Origin of the sequence: Paenibacillus sp. FSL H8-0537 (assembly GCF_038051995.1) — a bacterium.
Classification (GTDB): domain Bacteria; phylum Bacillota; class Bacilli; order Paenibacillales; family Paenibacillaceae; genus Pristimantibacillus.
The window spans coordinates 740008-757072 of record NZ_CP150290.1 but is presented as its reverse complement, the minus strand read 5'-3'; the positions used below and the strand labels follow the sequence as shown (position 1 = coordinate 757072).

Sequence of the window (17065 nt, the reverse complement as noted above, 5' to 3'; positions counted from 1 at the left end):
AAGTGAACGATTGGCAAACTGCAAATAAACAGAGGAAAGAGCAAAGGAGATTCTAATCACCTTTGCTCTTTCCTACAAGCCTACTGTATCGGTTGCTGCAAAATTTGGACGCTTAGCTCATCGCTTAACTCGTTTGCAGCCAATTCACTTTAGCCCACGAAAGCTTGCCTGATCCTGATCCATTTGCTGCAACAAGCCTTGCTTTTAACGTCGCTGGATCATCTGCGGCATAGCTATAAGGAAGCGTTGTGAAGCCGTTCCAGGAGAAAGGGATAATGGCTGCTGGCACAGGAGATAGCGGGCTCCCCGCCGTATCGCTATTTCCTCTAAACGTGGTGCCATTCAGCGAATAGATCGTATCTGTGGCTGCTATTTTCCCCGTATAGACAGCATTGCTTGCATCCTTCTGATTATTGCGAAGCGGGTAATAAACGTCGATAATGACTGATTTTTCGACCAGCACAGCTCCATTCTCTGTGGAAATCGCTCCGTTGCTCGTTATGCCAAAATGATAGCCATTGCCAGAAATGGCTGTCTCCATCGCCGAAGTAATCCGTGATCTGGCGCTCCAAGCGCCTGCGCTGTCTATGACGATGTTGTAGGCGTGGACGTTTCCAGCTCTCAGGCGAGGCATCCGGTCCTGCTGATCCTGATAATAGTTGTGATGAAGCGTTACTTCAAGCGCAGCATTATCGCTGGCCAGCTCCGTTGATCCAACCAGATGTCCTTTCTTTTGGCTGGCAGCCACCGCGATAATATCATCCTTGCTCAGGCCCACTGCACTGCTTCTTAAAAAAGCATACATCGGATAGGCGGACGGGTTCGCTTCCATCGCATTGATTTGCTGGGTAACCCAGCTGCCTGCGCTGCGGTCATCACTTAGGAAGGAGGACCATGAAATGGTGACGCCATTGCTTCCTTTTTTCACATCGACCAATCCGTCATACGCTTTGTGGAATGTGCAGTGATCGATCCAAAACTTGCTGCTTTCTTCGATTGTGATATAGTCCCAGTCATTTTTGTCGTAATCGCCCTTGGTCGCTTCATCCCACTCCCATAGCTCATCAAATGCAAGATTGCGAATGATGACATTCGAGCTTCTTTTGAAGGTAAAAGCAGCATGCTTGATCGTCGCACCGTTGGCGGAGAAAATGGTCAGGCCTGTGAAGCCATCCACTGTAATTTTGCTGACGCCTGTATGGAGAAGAACCGGGTGCGTTAATGCGCTGTTGTGAGAGGCGAACGGTGAGACTTTCGCTGCTGCCGGGATCTCATTCCAGCCCAAATCGAGGTCATTCATAATTTCCACAACCTTGTAGCCTGAGCCTTTCTTCAGCGCAACGGCAAGATCTGTCGCATTATAAACTTTAATATAAGCGGCGTCCGTTTCTGGAAGGGCCCCTCCTCCTGTGTTCCCTTCGGCAAAGCCAGCCAAATTATACTCGCCCGTCTGCCCAGCCGTTGGCGAAGGCGTCGGTGTTGGCATTACAGTTGGGCTAGGTGAGGGAGTAGTAGTTGGCTGCACCGTCGGAGTTGGCGTTGGCGTCGCGCTTGGCGTAGGTGTTGGTGTCGTTGGGACCACATTTAGATTGTTAACGCTTACATTATCGTACTTAGCAATAGACTTTAACGTAACCAAGCCTGCCGCACCCGCAGTCAAGCTCGAATCAGTTGCCGAAAGCTCCAGTTGGCCGTTCACATACATTTTAATCGAGGCTCCACTCATTTCGAGCTTCACCTTATACCATACACCTGTTGCTAGGCCAAAATTCGTTTTGCTGGCTAAGGTCGTCGTGGAACCACTTACTTTTTTCCTTATTTCAAGCGTGCCTCCACTGCTATTATATAAGGACGCTGCATAAAAGTTATTTCCATTCAAGTATCTGCCCGTAACATACGTTCTAGTCGACCCATTAAAGTCAACGATCTTCACATCAGCTTCCACCGTATAATCCGTCCAAGACAGGCTGCCAGCAGAAGTGCGGCCCTCGCTTGTACTCGACTGGGAATACACCGCATTTCCATTGTCTTGAACAACAGACCAGCTTCCGCTAGTGGCCGTCCAGTTGCCCACCCCGCTATCAAAACCATCCTCCAATAGTGCAGCGGCGCTGGCCTGATAAACAAAGCCGACTGACCCCGCTGACAGGACAAGCGCTAAGCACAATACAAAAATCACATTTCTCTTTATAAAATATTCCATTTCCATTTTCCCCTTCCATATTCTAGTGGTTTACATTCTAATTATAGTAATTAATAGTAAAATTTGAATAGTCTCAAAGACCTAACTCATCAACATTCAAAAGCTAAACGAATCACCACACTTCTTGTCCATGAAGATGCAGCAGCTGCCAGCAGAAAATAAAGTATTTTCTTAGTGCTTAGGTTAAGATAAGTCCCCTGTTTAAGCACTACATGCTACCCGCGTACGTTCTTTAATTAGTAATTGGAAATGGATATAATGAGGAGGACGTAGCCCAAGCGAATGCGCGGGAGCGTCCTTTTTATTGAACTAACGGGAAGGATAGAGGAACAGACGGTAAGGTTGTTCTCGAACAGAAGAACAAATTAATGATATGATGTTGTAAATGGAACAGGCTAGTCGAGCCTATTTTCTATTTTCGTGAGGGAGTCGATAAATGGGTATGGGAAGTACGAATCAATGGGATGCGGAATGGGAAGTATCAGAAGAATTAGCTCATAAATTAATAAGCAGTCAGTTTCCACAGTTAGCTTCACAAAGCGTACAAAAACTAGGATACGGCTGGGATAATACTGTTTTTCTTGTTGGGGCCGAATATGTATTTCGCTTTCCAAGAAGAGAAGTTGCAATGAATAGTTTAAGGATGGAAGGAAAGGTACTACCTAAGCTTAAAGATTATTGTTCCATTGCATATTCGATACCGCTATTTTTTGGGGAAGGGGATTATAATTATCCTGCGCCTTTCCTAGGCTACCCCTATTTATCAGGAAAGTTTCCAATCGGATTAACTGACAAGCAACGTGCGTTATCAGCAACAACGCTCGCGCAATTTTTAAAAAGCTTACATGCATTCCCTGTGCAAATTGCCCAAGAAAATGGAGTTCAACATGACCACAGAAATTTGATTGATATTGCAATGCGTAAAGAAAAGTTGCATAGCTTCATTTCCAACCTTGCCCTTCATTTTAGTGAAGAAGAGTATCGTGAATTATCGAACTATTTGGAACAGCTTGGGACTAAAAAAGTGAACCCCAAAAACGTATTCCTCCATGGAGACCTTCATTTTAAAAATATGCTGGTAGACGAGAATGGAATAGTTTCAGGGATTATCGACTGGGGCGATATCAATATCGGACATCCTGCTTGCGACTTGAATGTCGCGTATAGCTTTTTGCCTCCGGATGCACGTTCAGACTTTTTCAAAGAATATGGGGATGTCGATGAAGAAACGAAGATATTAGCCCGATTAATAGCCATATACATTCCCATTTTGATCATGATGCAGGCAATTGATTATAAAGATGAAAAGTTGGTTGCTGAAGCAAAAACGATCATAAAACGTGCTCTCGCTGATTAAGAAATGTCATTCCGCTAACGGATACGTTAGACTGACCCTACAAATTGAAACAGCGACAGCCAAGGACGAGAAAATATAGTCCTAGACTGTCGCTATTTTATTGTGCTATCGTTCGCCGTTAGCTCAATGGTGGCTCAGTTCTTCGCAGCCACAAGTATAACTTTAGCTCCCTTCATCTTCAACGCTTACTCTAATGTAACAATGAGGGATATTGAAGGGACACATGTCTCGTTCATTTTAACGATAGCATGGTCAAATGTTCTATACACTTATTAGACATCTATGCTAGAATTCAATTTGATATCTTGCATCGAAAGGATGTTGTTATTTTGATTAGAAAAGCGTTTCTAAGAGATTCCCAAGAGATCGCTAGGCTTTCAAGCCAATTGGGCTATCCAGTGGATGTCTCCCAACTTGAAGAGAGACTCAAATATATCTCTAACCACAACGACCATATTGTTTATGTGATGAAATCAAACCACGTTTTGTTCGGTTGGATTCATGCACATGTACGTTTTTTAATCGAATCGCCACCATTTGTTGAAATAGCTGGACTTGTCGTCGACAGTGCCTATCGAGGAAATGGGATTGGCAAACAATTAGTACAAGCATGTGAGCAATGGGCAGCAGAATCCGGATTCACAAAAATTAGAGTGCGTACCAATCAGACTAGATCAGATGCCGTCCAATTCTATAATCGAATTGGTTTTACAATAAAAAAATCGCAGCTTGTGCTCGATAAAGAAATTTAGATCGACACCACTCATTTCTTTTTGGTGGCACAAATAACCCAAAACTTGCGAAAAAATTAGTGTCAATATTCTCATTGTTTTCCCCATTAAACTGCCTGTTAGCTCAATGAAAAAACGGGCTTCCGTAGCGCCTACTCATCAATGTATATCATTCAACTATATTTTCCCGTTAGCGTAATGAAAAAGCAGCCGTAGTTTGGCTGCCTCTGCTCAAATGGGCTATTACAATATAATTTCAGGTAAATAAAGTTCAAAAATTAAGTGCGCGGTTCGGTGAGATACGTTTTGACTGAAGGAGCCTTATAAATCGAGAACTGCTTCAGAATCCCTTCTGGAGTATTATCTGTAATGACCATAGCACGATACTTCGATTGCATGAAATGGTCGCGTTCCATAGTATCAAACATGGATACAAGTGGATCAAAATATTGATTGATGTTCAGCAATCCACATGGCTTTTGATGCAATCCTAACTGACCCCATGTGAAGATTTCAAAATACTCTTCTAATGTTCCAGGTCCACCAGGAAGAGCAATAAACCCATCTGCCAATTCCGCCATCTTTGCTTTACGCTCATGCATCGAATCCACCATTATAAGCTCTGTTAAGCCCGTATGCGCTATCTCACGGTTTTGGAGAAATTGAGGGAGTACTCCAATAACAGAACCTCCATGCTCCAGCACAGCATCAGCAACAATACCCATAAGTCCGACATTAGCTCCACCGTAAATTAGAGTGACTTGTTGTTTGGCAAGCTCTTGTCCTAATTTAAGTGCGTTTTCTTTATAAATTGAAGAAGCTCCTTCACTAGAACCACAAAATACAGCGATTGATTTCATAACCCATCTCCCATTTATTTTAATTTTCTGAATAACGTGCCTGAAGCTTTTGTTTATGCGATATCAGGATATCTTCAAGCGAAATATCATATTTATTGGCGATCACAATGAGATTGCCCAAAACATCTCCAAGTTCTTCTGTTAATTCAGACTTATTCTCTTGAAATGTGCCTGCAACCTCATCTGGACGATCCCTACCAATCTCTAATGCACGAATTGCACGAGCTACTTCCCCAGTTTCCTCAGCAAGAAATCCAATTCGGACAAATATATCTAAGTCTGACCAGTTACGATTCTTGTAATATTCCTTAACCCATTGTTGAAATTCAATGATATCCATGTTTCCCTCCAACATAACAAGATTGCTCGATCTCAAAAACTCGAAAATAATAATAGCATATTGAAGTTTAATAATCTATTAAGCCAATTTCATCGGTTGCTTTATGTGAATTAATCATTGGAACTAATCTGCCTGTTAGCTTAATGAAACATCGTTAGTCAAATTCTTTATTTTTCAGTCTAGAAATTTATTTTCTTCTGACAGTAGCATCCTTCGCTTAACTGCTAGGCAAGCTAACAAAGCAATTGACTCAATAACAAAAGAAAGCCTGCGCCCTCTATATGAGCAAGCAGACCTTCTTCTTTGTATCATGCAATTTTAGTTAAGCCATATAGTCAGACACTCTATCTCTGCACAATTGGGCAGTTGCCGCAATAGCCACGAAACGCTGCGAGCCGATAGGCGAGGCAGCAGGTCGCCTTCACAAATATCATCTGATCGGGAGCAGACGGATGTGCCATAAATTTGGGCGTCATGCGAAAAGGATTGCGGCGCAGCCCGAAAATTTCCGGCTCCATGTCCCAAGTCCAACGCCTGAAACGCTCGCGGACTGCTGCCTGGCTCTCCTCATTGGCTGCCTCCATAGCTTCATCCTCCATATAGTCATAGAGCGAATTATAAATCTGCTTCCACAGCAAAGCAGCAGGGGTTTTTGAGGCCTGCGAAAGCGCAGCAACAATCGGCCTCACTTCATCCCGGTAAAAAATAGCTAACGCGGCTTGAGCATTTCCAGCAGGTGCCTCGGCAGAAATCGCGGCGGGAATATCCTCACTCCAGCCCTCATGAATACGAAAGGAAAACAGCGGCATACCATCCATTCGGCTGAGCTGAACCGACATATTCGTATTCTGTAAAGCTGCTGCTTTACTAACTGCGGCGGCGAGCATGCTGTGCATGGCTCCACAAACGCCCGCATACCAGCTGCAAAAAAAAGCTGCTGCTGCGCGCATGTCCTCGGTCCCAAGCATCGGTGCATACTCTCGGAGCAGCAGCTCAGCATTTTGCGGCTCGCTCAGCTCCACCAGCGTATAGCTCAATACCGTGTTTTCTGCTGCCACCGAAGTAACAAAAAATTTCTCCGATAAAGACATTCCTCTATTGGCCTTTATTTTCAAAAATCTGAAGAATGGCATCTATCGCATAGCTGTTCGCCAGAGGGGACATGCCCAGATTAAACCATTCCTCTCCGCCTACCAGATAAACCTGATTTTTCTTCACGGCCGTCATGTTTTTCCATAAGGAGCTGCTTTGGATTTCCTTGTAATATTGCTGGATGGTTTCATTGCTATCATCATTCATCTGCAAGATAATATGATCCGGGTTGTATTCCGGCAGTTTCTCGAGCGATATCGTAATGGAAAGCTCATTCTGAGGGAAATTCTCAACCGCTTTAAGCCCCAGCGTCTTATGAACAAAGCTGCCGCGATCAATATTTTCGCCATAAAGAACAATGCCATCCGGCATAATCATCATATACATGACCGTTTCGTCGCCAACGATTGTATCGAGCTTCTCTTTGGCTGCCAGTTCCTGATCAACTAAATCTTGAATGACCTTATCCGCAGCCTCTGGCTTGCCTAATACGCCGGCAATGTCCTTCAGCTCATCACGCCAGTCATCGCGTTGCGGCAGCAATACAGTTGGTGCAATCTTCGTAAGCTGATCGTAGTCTTTGTCTGACCACCATATCGGAGCAATAATCAGATCAGGCTCAGCGGCTAATATTTTTTCAAAATCAGGCGTCGTGGCGATGCCCATTTTAGTTGTATTTTTGAATGGCTCCTCCAAATAAACCGGGAACTCCGGATGAAAATTTTGCACGGCAATTGGCGTAACGCCCAAGGCTTGCAGAAATTCCGGATACACAACGGAAAGCCCAATCACCTTGCTAGGATTTGCCGGAATCGTGATTTCGCCTTTCTCGCTTGCTACAGTACGAACGCCATCCTCTGCCGTCGCACTTGGCTGGCTGGATGATTGGGCCGCCTCTGGCGATGCGGATGGCGATGCTGTTGCGGTCGTATTTCCTTGTCCATTGCTGCCTGAGCAAGCAGCCATCACTAGCGTCAGCAGCGCGATCATGACTAGCAGTAATCCTGTCTTCGATTGTTTCATTTTTTTCTGTACCCTCCTGAGCGATCGATATGTCTAATTTCTCTTTTGAAAATGAGAATCAACATCACTGTTAGGAGTATAACGGATACGTTCCTCTTCGCCTATCGACGATCTCGCCAACATTTTATGCACGATTACGCCAAAGCTTTAACACCTCGTCCAAAACCAAATCTTGCGTGAACGCTGTATATTCGGTCCATGGGTAAGAAGGAAGATAGTCGATTCGCTTGTTTCTAACTGCCTTCAATTGCCCCCATGCCTCTGCCTGCCGCAGCTCCTGCCAGGCCGCTTGTGCCAATGCATCGTCATCTACAATGAGCAGCAGCCTATCTGCATCCGTATGCATCAGCTCATCCCGTGTCCATTGCTGCTCGGGCTGATCTGGAACAATGCCCGCCGCTGGCGTAATTTTGAGATCGTCATAAAACACCTCGCCCAAGCTTCTGCTGCCCAAAATGTGAATCGCCTGCCCTGATAATCGGGCAATGAGCAGACGATCCTTACCCCATATTTTTTTCACCTGCTCCCGCACAGCACGTGTTTTTCGTTCGTACTGATCGAGCCAGGCTTCCGCTTCTGAGGATTTGTCCAGCCACTCCGCAAGCAATCTTAGCTGCATTCGCCAATTATGCTCCAGCCGCGGTATTAAATAAGTTGACGCCAGCTCTTCCAGCTTTTTCTTCGCTTCCGCGCTCGTGAATTCTTTAAGCCCGACGATGTAGTCCGGATTCGACTTGCGGATCTGCTCTATTTTCACATCATCCTCCTGCGCCAGGGGCAGAACCGAATCGATGTCGTATTTTCGGCGGTAATATTCGGTCCATGGATGGTCGGCTGGAGCCGCATGAGGCGTAATATGCAGCGCCAGCAAATGTCCGATCATATTGGCATGATAAGCCACGATCCTTTTTTTAGCATTTTTCATATATGCAGCCGGCGGCGTGCCCGTTATTTTTTTAAATTTGCGCCGAAAATACAGCTCATCCGGATAACCGACGTAGCTCGCGATATCCTTAAGCTGGTATTCCGAATCGGGCTTCATCAGCTCCTGGGCTTGCCTAATGCGATATCTCGCCAAATATTCAATGGCACTCCAGCCATAGGTTTGCTTAAACAGCCGGATAAAATGCCGCGAGCTAATTCCAGCCTCCCGCGCCAATAGCTCAATTGTCAGCTCCTCGCGGTAATGCTGTTCCATATATAGCTTGGCACGTTCCATGGCAGCCTCGGAATCCGTGTCCCATACGCGCTGGCCATCTCGCAGCAGGCTGTACAGCAGCTCATAAAACTGAATTTGGCCGCGCAGTCGCTGTAAATGATCCTCGCTTTTCATAGAATTGCCTATTGCCTCGCAAAGTGCACACCATTCAATCATGGAGGATGCCACGATTTCTCCTTCGATGGGAAACCGCAGATTTGGGAGCTGCGGTTCGTTCTGCGTTTGCCGCTCCGAAGTTTCAGGCTGTGCAAATACATCAAAGCGCACAACGTATAGTCCGCGCTCGCCCGGAGCCTCAAGAAAGGCCTCGATTAATTGACCAGGCGTACAAACAAAAGCACTGCCTGCCCTTAGCTCCAAATACCGGCCGTCCACGGTAATCCAGCCCTTGCCGGATGCTATTAGCAGCAGCATATGCGATTCAATGAACTGCAGCCGAAACGACCAGCTCCCCGAGTCGCTATTATTTTTCTCGACTCCTCTAAGCTTGAACCACATGTTGTCCAGCAGCTCATATTTGCCCGCTTGCAAGCCGTATTCATGATCAGACATTTTGCTCGCCACCTTCTTCTCATCCGCTTTATGCTTATCATTTTATAGGAATAAGCCACGATAAGAAATACAACGATTCTCACCCTAAAGTCTATTCTCTTTATGGGTTATAGCAGGAAAATCAAGGGATATCGCGAAGATATAACCTTTAACAAAATATGAAGCATTTCGAATTAGTTGGTATCAAAAACAATCCGATCGAATAACTTGGAAAATAATGGGCTTCCACTCCCGTCACTCGCCTTTTTCCATATTCCTTTGCCTGAATACAATGAAGTGTGGAATGATGTCACCAATGAAACTAGACCATGGTCGGGGAACATCTATTACCTTAGAAGGTTCCACAGCATTCTGTCCTGTATTAAAGTTAAGAGTAGACGTACGTTCTTGAATGTGGAGGTCATATGGAATGAGTATAGAAAAAGAAATTTACGTACTTCTAACGGACACGGGAACCGTCTTAACCAAGATTATCCGATCGTTCACGAAGGATCCGCTGAATCACGCTTCGCTTGCTTTCGATTCGGACCTGCGCGAAGTGTACAGCTTCGGCAGGAAAAATCCGAATAATCCGTTCTTCGGAGGATTCGTGCGGGAGGATGTAACGAGCACGTTTTTCGGTGAGTCGATGTGCGCCCTTTATCGCTGCACGGTAAGCCCCGTGGTTTATGACAATCTAAGAAATCAAGTACAGCATTTTGAGCAAAATCAAGATCTGTACAGCTATAATTTGGTCGGGATGTTAGGTGTCGTATTCAATATTGAATGGGAGCGCAAGCATTCGTACTTCTGCTCGCAATTCGTGGCGACGATGTTCCAGCGAAGCGGAATGATCCTGATCGACAAGTCGCCACTGCTCGTAACGCCTGGCGATCTGCAGCATACGCCCACGCTGGAATTGGTGTATCATGGATATTTGAATTCCTATGTGGGCTGTCAGACCAGCATAGCCGCGGCAAGCTCGTTTCGCACGGCATAAAAGGGATCCCGGAAGAAGTCGGGATCCCTTATTTTTTCATAAACGGAACGAAATATCTTTTATTCCCCCGTAACACAGGTTAACAGTTTCCCCACCGGTGTGCGAGGTCTAGGCTTAGGTGTCTTATCGGGATCAAAATAACCAAGATGCAGCGTGCCAATAATGCGTTCGCCTGGCTTCACGCCCGTAAGCCTGCAAAAATCCGGGTCAAAATTGTATTCATTCGTCTTCCATACGACGCCGATTCCCTGCTCCCACGCCAGCAGTTGGATATTTTGAATCAGCGCGGAGCCTGCCCCAACAGCATCCTCCCACACGCGCTGCCTAGCGTCGGCCTCTATGACGATGAGCAAATGGGCTTGCATGCGTTCGCAATAATCAAGCTGCAGCTTCTGTCCCCATTTTTCCCGCTCGTCCTCCGAAAACGTATGCAGCACCGCATCTGAAAACTGCTGCCTTCCTGCGCCCATGAACAAAATGAATCGCCAAGGCTCCTTGCGCGAATGAACCGGAGCCCATACTGCCGCATCCAACAGGTTGATGACGGTTTCTTTCGCCAATGTCTGCCCGTTAAATTGACGTATCGTTCTTCTTTCGCGAATTAGCTGCTCAATTGCCGATATGGCCATTTCGCACCACCCTCCTCTTCTCGCCTTCCCTTATTGGGTAAGAAACTGAACCGTTTCTTCGATAATTTTCGTTTGGCCGATGGGGCCGCCGGGACCTTGAAACCATAGGCCATAATCCACCAAGTGAACATGGTTATTTTGAACGGCCTTCAAGCTTTTCCACACTTCAGTCTTTTGCATTTCAGTCGTTTCTGTAGGATCGGAGGATAATAAAAAGATGTGATCTGGGTTAATAGACGGCAGCTTCTCTAGCGAGATCACCTGCATCGATTCGGCTGGGTCCGGTATAGACGCTGGCGCTTGCAAGCCTAAATCGTCATAAAGAACTTCATAGTTCCGTTTGCTATAATAGCGCACTTCCTTATCGGACAGGCGCAAAAACATAACTGTTTCATCACCGATCGCTTGCTTAATTTTCTCTTTGCCCTCTGCAGCCAGCTTCTCGTATTCCGCAATGACCTGATTCGCCTGCTCCGTTCTTCCGAGCATGTCACCGATTTTAAGGAGACTCGTTTTCATTCGAATGATGCCCTGCTCATCCTTCACTTTTTCCGCGAACAACGTAGGGGCAATTTTATTTAAGTTAGCGAAAGCTTCGCCCATAAAATCTTGACCAATAATCAGGTCTGGCTCCAAAGCTAAAATACTCTCAAAATTCGGCTCCACCTGCCAGCCTAAATTTTTCTGCCCTTGCAGGCGATCGGCAAGATAGGTCGGAAATTGATCGCTGCCTTCTTCATTGCTTGATGCCGCCTGCGGCACGATGCCAAGCGCCAGCAAATAATCGGTAGCGGCGGGAAATAAAGAGATAATATTTTTTGGCTCCCCTTTAATAACCGTTTCTCCCCATGCATGCTTAATGACTTTTTCCTGCGTAGATGGCGGCTGAGTGGCTTGCTCGCTATTTGTTTGCTGCGCTGCACTGCTGCTTTGACTATTGCCACTCGCAGCAGTTGTGTTTGTTGTGCCAGAGCATGCTGACAGTAATAGAGTAAGGCTAAGCATAAGAAGTAGCGTAATCGACTGTTTCGGTTTCATTGGTATGCGTGAATCCCCTTTTTGTTTATATTGATAATGATTATCACCATTATGAATATAACGGCGAAAGGTACGCCTGACAATGGAGGATTCTGACTTACCCGTAGCATTATACTGATCGAATGGCAAATGAACGTAGTTCGTTTTGAAGCGTCCCGGCGAAATGCCTGCATATTTTTTGAAAATACGATTGAAGTACATCGCGTCTGGGATACCTACGCTTTCCGCAATCGTCTGTAGGGACGCATCGGTATGCAAAAGGAGCTCTCTCGCTTTATTGATTCGAATGCGGGTCAAATATTCAATGAGGCTGCTTCCTGTCTCTTTTTTAAACATTCTTGATAAATGCCCCGAACTGCAATCCAAAAGCTCCGCCAACCCATCCACCATAATCGGCTCTGCATATCGCTCGTTAAGATAACGGACAGCTTGCGTTACGATATTAGGCTTAATCGTTGGAATGCCCTGTGTATCCAGCTGCCGCAACAGCTCGTGGACAAATTGATAAAATAAGGTTTTGACTTGAAATTTAGAGAGCGCATCCGCTTGTCTCCATATTTGATCAAGGCTTGTAACATAGTTGTATAAAGCAATCGGATAATTGGGAACGAAGGCGTACTGAATGTGAAAAGGCAGCTGCTGCTCCAGCAGCGCTTTAAGCTCTCTGCTGCTGGGCAGCGGAAGGCTGGCCCGATAATAAATCATATAATATTCGAAGCAGTCCTCGACATCGGAAATATCCAGACCTATGCCCTTGCCGCCGTGCAGCACCTGCAGCTTGTTCACCTCATAGGAATTTCCGTCCAGAGCAACCTGTGCGCCGCCTCTTGTTGTGTAGATAAAACCGCTGGCTGGCAGCCGGTAGCCCTTCACCTGCTCCCCAGCGCGCATAACCAGATGCCGAATATCTAATATTTTAATAGAAGCCTGATTCCAAAGCTTAACATGCTGTTCTACATCCATCGTTTCACCTTCCGCAAAGTCCAGATCTGTATGCCTCTCTATTTTATCGAGAATAATTCTCAGCTACAACTTAAATTTGTTTAACGCCATTTATAAATAGCTTGATATTACACTCAAAAACCTAAATAATGATGAAATAGGTCTAATTGCTTGGATACATATTGTAAAGATTGGACTCTTAGTTTGCACAGCAGAAAGGTTGTCATTTACATCATGGAGTTCTCTCAACGTTTGACCCAGAAGCAAGCCGCCAAAGAGCCGTTCCCCGTCTCGATTCTCTCGCTTACTGTCGGAGCATTTGCCATTGGCATGACCGAGTTTGTCATTATGGGGCTGCTGCCTAATGTCGCCACAGACCTGCATGTCAGCATTTCGGCTGCTGGACAGCTAATTACGATGTATGCGCTTGGCGTAGCAATCGGCGCTCCCATATTAACCATGCTCACGCAACAAATCCCGCAAAAGCAACTGCTATGTCTGCTGATGATTTTATTCATTCTCGGCAATGTCATCTCGGTTTTTGCGCCGAGCTATGCCGTCCTGATGGGCGCGCGTGTCATTACCGCATTGACACATGGAACCTTTTTCGGCGTCGGAGCAGTGATTGCCTCTAATCTCGTGCCGCCAAATAAACGGGCCGGAGCCGTATCCATCATGATGGCCGGGCTGACGATTGCCAATATTATAGGCGTTCCTCTCGGCACCTTTATCGGACAAAACATGGGCTGGCGCGCCTCTTTCGGAGCCATTGCCATCATGGGCGTTATCGCCCTGGCAGGCATACTGATCTTCATTCCAAAAATAAAGCAGGAACAAACGGCGAGCATCGTTCAGCAGCTTGCCGCTCTTGCCAGACCCAAGCTTCTTGTCTTCCTGCTAATCTGCGCGCTAGGCAACTCCGGGTTATTCGCCGTCTTTACGTATATTACACCGCTGCTTACGCAGGTGTCAGGCTTTGCAGAGCACAGCGTCACGTGGATTTTAGTGCTTTTCGGCTGCGGTGTAACGCTTGGCAACATCGTCGGCGGCAAGCTTGCCGATTGGAAGCTAATGCCTGCCATATTGGGACTTTATGTTTTCATATCGGTCATTTTGGCCATCTTAACTTTTACGATTCATAGCCCTATAGCGGCTGTTGTGACGATTTTCCTTTGGGGAGCCGGTTCCTTCGCGGTCATGCCCGGGCTGCAGGTCCGGATTATGAGCCTGGCGAAAGCGGCGCCCGCCCTCGCCTCCACCTCCAGCCATTCCGCAGGTAATTTAGGAAATGCTGTCGGCGCTTTTATCGGGGGCTGGGTCATCACCCATCTGTCCTTAAATGCACTCCCGTGGGTCGGGGCTGTGCTTGTCGGGCTAGCACTAACGCTGGGGCTGGCAACCTATATGACAGAACGCAAAGCTGCCAACTAAAAAATAGTCATTCCACATCTTAAATTGGAGGGTTTTCAATGAGCAAACGCTATCGCATTACAAGAGCCTTGCAGAATAACAATTCGTCGGCACTGACGATTTCTTTGGAAGAATGCAAACAATATTTTGCGTCCAAGCCCGATTTTTCGTATACATCGGTATTTACCGTAACAGGGGCTACCACCATGTCCATTGAGGGAGATTTCTTCATGTGGAGCATTGGCGATGCTTCGATTCCCTTCCGGCATTATCAAGGGGATATATACGTTTCTGGTACGAACGATGTGGTCATTCCTAAAGTCATTGAGGTTGCAAGCGAGCTCGTCGCTGATGTCGTGAACGAGTAGTTTTCGAGCCCATTCTAAACGATTACCTCATGCACAAGCAGCCCCCACCTCCACTACAACATGGATGCGGGGGCTATTTCTCGCGTTTTTCTTCTTTAATTGTATAAATTTTAACAAAAGGTTCACAAAAATAAAATTGTAAAAAATAGATAAATATGTAATGATTATTCTTGTAGTCTACTAGAATAAAAAGGAGAGTTTACCATGCTCAAGCGGATTTTATTGGCGGTTTCTCTACTAGTCACGTCAGTATTTGGCGGGTTTCCCTTCATGCCTAGCGCGAATGCCCAGGCCATTCCCGAGGTAAGTCTGACAACCAGCAGCACACAATTGCCTTCCTTCGACATTCCTGAAAGCAGCAAGCTTGACCTTAATGATGCCTTGCCTGCACCTTCAGTCATCTCTAGTTCGACACAAAGCCTACAGCAGCGCTCCCTCGACTCCGTCACTCAGGCGGTATACAATACCGACCCTGGCAACGCCTATACGATCAATACGGGCCAAGTCTACTTTGATTATATTGACCAAGCTGGCGGGCAGAAGTGGTTTAATTTCCAAACGACCGCGCCTAGCAAGCTGACTGCTTTTTTACAAACGGTGCAATCCGCATCTGTCGATTATGATTTGCACTTATTCCGCTTAGATTTAGATACCTTGCAATTGGTAGAGGAATATTATTCGGTTTATGGGCCGCAAATGGATGAGCAGGTAAGCCGGATTGCTCCAGCAGGCATCTATTATCTGGCTGTAAATACGGTATCAGGCTTTGATGCAAGCAATCCATTCTATTTCACAGTCGTTCAATCCTCTGTCTATGACAGCGCCGAGCCTGATGACAACTATGTGTATGCCAAGGCAAAAACGAGCGCCTTCACCGTCAGCCAGACGATCGACAACGCTTTTGACGAGGACTGGATCAAATTTACCGTAAGCACCGCTAAGCAATATACGATTTCATTCAACAATCCGGCGGCTGGCACCACCTATCAGGTTAATATTTATAATCAGAACTTAAACCAGCTTGCTACCATTAACCAAAATTCAAGTGGAACCTATAACATGAGTGCCGGCACCTATTATTTTAGAGTATTAAGCACTTCTTCGTTCAATGCTTCACAGCCTTACACCTTCAGCGTGAGCAATGCCGCTTCGGTTGTCACGGTAACAAGCATCACCTCTGATCCTAACGTTTCAGGTTATATGACTTATGGATATGGGAATAAATATCGTATTCAAAACTATATAACCGTGACGGGATCAGCTAGAGATTCAAGCGGCAATGCAGCTGCTAATGTCCCTATTACCGTGAGCATCAGAACCGTCCTTAACAATCTGCTTTATACGGCCACTACGACGACTAATTCCAGCGGCGGCTTCACTGCCACCATATCCAATATTCAGCCTGGTGTTGGGCTTTACGGCTATGATAACTGGGTATCCTACCATTACTTTGATATTATTCCGATCCAGTTCAGCTCCAATAATGCTGTTTTGAGTTCAAATGAAACGACGCTTTACCACTTTGCTTATCAGATTTATCAGCCTCATTAAACATTAAATATGAGATTGTAACAGCAGACTATATGCATAATAAATGCATATCAAATACGGTACGAAACAAAAGCCAATGCTTGCGATCTATCGCGGCGTTGGCTCTTTTTTTGAAAGTAGCTTCCTACTTTATTTGTGGCGATCAGCCTTCACAGGGCAGGAAGGTTAATAAGGCAAGTCAAGTAACCATTTGTTCCTTTATATAGGTCTTTGCTTGTGAATCACATCGCCCGTGTAAATCTATTAGAACTCTTCTCTACTTGAGCTTTGTGCTATAATACCAACGATTTACATAAATTAAGTAACAATAGGAGGCCGAAGAAGCCATGGGTAAAAAGAAGGCGGAAACGATCCGCACCATGAAATATCGTTACAGTGGGCCTAAAAATGGGATCGGCTATTCCTTTAGCCCCATCCGTTATGACGAAGCAGCAGCAAATAATCGAATTTTTATTTATGATGAAGATTTCAGCGATATGCTGCCATTTATTCAGAAAAAATACCCGCTTGCCGATATACGCACAGGCGAGATTTATGCTGCTTTCGATCCTTGCTGGGACAACCCCATTCCGAAAGCGGTCTGGGAACAGGTCATACAGGAGCTCGATGCCCTGTCTGTAGAAGACCCTGGCCAGCTTGCCTTCATTCATTCGTTCACCGCCTGGGTTCGTGAGGTGCTGGAGCAGGCTGATGAAATTGTGATTTACGGCAATTTGTAAACTGCCTGTATGGACGCCCATTCATTCGAATCTACCTCGATTAGCCGAGGCA

General features: G+C 45.9%; 15 protein-coding genes. 7 read left to right on the top strand and 8 right to left on the bottom strand.

Annotated elements, in window-relative coordinates; translation table 11 throughout:
* Positions 1-124: 124 nt before the first annotated feature.
* Positions 125-2203: a LamG-like jellyroll fold domain-containing protein gene (locus tag MHB80_RS03180; protein ID WP_341280808.1), complete on the bottom strand. Its 2079-nt coding sequence runs from the start codon at positions 2201-2203 to the stop codon at positions 125-127.
* A 442-nt stretch (positions 2204-2645) separates the two neighbouring features.
* Here MHB80_RS03180 and MHB80_RS03175 point away from each other — a divergent pair, with 442 nt between their 5' ends.
* Complete coding sequence (locus tag MHB80_RS03175) at positions 2646-3560, top strand: phosphotransferase (RefSeq protein WP_341282845.1); 915 nt, start codon at positions 2646-2648, stop codon at positions 3558-3560.
* 329 nt (positions 3561-3889) lie between these two features.
* Entirely contained in the window at positions 3890-4312 is a 423-nt protein-coding gene (locus MHB80_RS03170; protein WP_341280807.1) for a GNAT family N-acetyltransferase, read from the top strand.
* Positions 4313-4569: 257 nt separating this feature from the next.
* Here the strand turns inward: MHB80_RS03170 and MHB80_RS03165 are convergent, their stop codons facing one another.
* The 5 genes from MHB80_RS03165 to MHB80_RS03145 form a co-directional block, all read right to left on the bottom strand.
* A complete protein-coding gene (locus tag MHB80_RS03165; RefSeq protein ID WP_341280806.1) occupies positions 4570-5151 on the bottom strand; it encodes a TIGR00730 family Rossman fold protein in 582 nt (193 codons plus the stop codon).
* A gap of 19 nt (positions 5152-5170) precedes the next feature.
* On the bottom strand, positions 5171-5491 hold the full coding sequence (locus MHB80_RS03160; protein ID WP_211720661.1) for a MazG-like family protein: 321 nt from the start codon (positions 5489-5491) through the stop codon (positions 5171-5173).
* 344 nt (positions 5492-5835) lie between these two features.
* Entirely contained in the window at positions 5836-6582 is a 747-nt protein-coding gene (locus MHB80_RS03155) for a (2Fe-2S)-binding protein (protein ID WP_341280805.1), read from the bottom strand.
* A gap of 4 nt (positions 6583-6586) precedes the next feature.
* A complete protein-coding gene (locus tag MHB80_RS03150) occupies positions 6587-7606 on the bottom strand; it encodes an ABC transporter substrate-binding protein (protein WP_341280804.1) in 1020 nt (339 codons plus the stop codon).
* 124 nt (positions 7607-7730) lie between these two features.
* The gene (locus MHB80_RS03145) at positions 7731-9377 is read right to left on the bottom strand and encodes a helix-turn-helix domain-containing protein (RefSeq protein WP_341280803.1); all 1647 of its coding nucleotides are present in this window, start codon (positions 9375-9377) and stop codon (positions 7731-7733) included.
* Between the two features lie 409 nt (positions 9378-9786).
* Between MHB80_RS03145 and MHB80_RS03140 the strand changes: the two genes are divergently transcribed.
* A complete protein-coding gene (locus tag MHB80_RS03140; RefSeq protein ID WP_341280802.1) occupies positions 9787-10356 on the top strand; it encodes a hypothetical protein in 570 nt (189 codons plus the stop codon).
* 59 nt (positions 10357-10415) lie between these two features.
* On the opposite strand, the gene MHB80_RS03135 is transcribed toward MHB80_RS03140, so the two are convergent.
* Positions 10416-10985, bottom strand: a complete 570-nt coding sequence (locus tag MHB80_RS03135; RefSeq protein ID WP_341280801.1) for a nitroreductase — start codon at positions 10983-10985, stop codon at positions 10416-10418.
* A gap of 30 nt (positions 10986-11015) precedes the next feature.
* Complete coding sequence (locus MHB80_RS03130) at positions 11016-12986, bottom strand: ABC transporter substrate-binding protein (RefSeq protein ID WP_341280800.1); 1971 nt, start codon at positions 12984-12986, stop codon at positions 11016-11018.
* Between the two features lie 213 nt (positions 12987-13199).
* Between MHB80_RS03130 and MHB80_RS03125 the strand changes: the two genes are divergently transcribed.
* The 4 genes from MHB80_RS03125 to MHB80_RS03110 all read left to right on the top strand — a co-directional run bounded on the left by MHB80_RS03125 (position 13200) and on the right by MHB80_RS03110 (position 17013).
* Entirely contained in the window at positions 13200-14396 is a 1197-nt protein-coding gene (locus tag MHB80_RS03125; protein ID WP_341280799.1) for an MFS transporter, read from the top strand.
* Positions 14397-14434: 38 nt separating this feature from the next.
* Complete coding sequence (locus tag MHB80_RS03120) at positions 14435-14743, top strand: hypothetical protein (protein ID WP_341280798.1); 309 nt, start codon at positions 14435-14437, stop codon at positions 14741-14743.
* 204 nt (positions 14744-14947) lie between these two features.
* Entirely contained in the window at positions 14948-16294 is a 1347-nt protein-coding gene (locus tag MHB80_RS03115; RefSeq protein ID WP_341280797.1) for an Ig-like domain-containing protein, read from the top strand.
* 326 nt (positions 16295-16620) lie between these two features.
* Positions 16621-17013, top strand: coding sequence for a hypothetical protein (locus MHB80_RS03110; protein WP_341280796.1), 393 nt, complete (start codon positions 16621-16623; stop codon positions 17011-17013).
* The last annotated feature ends 52 nt before the right edge of the window (positions 17014-17065 follow it).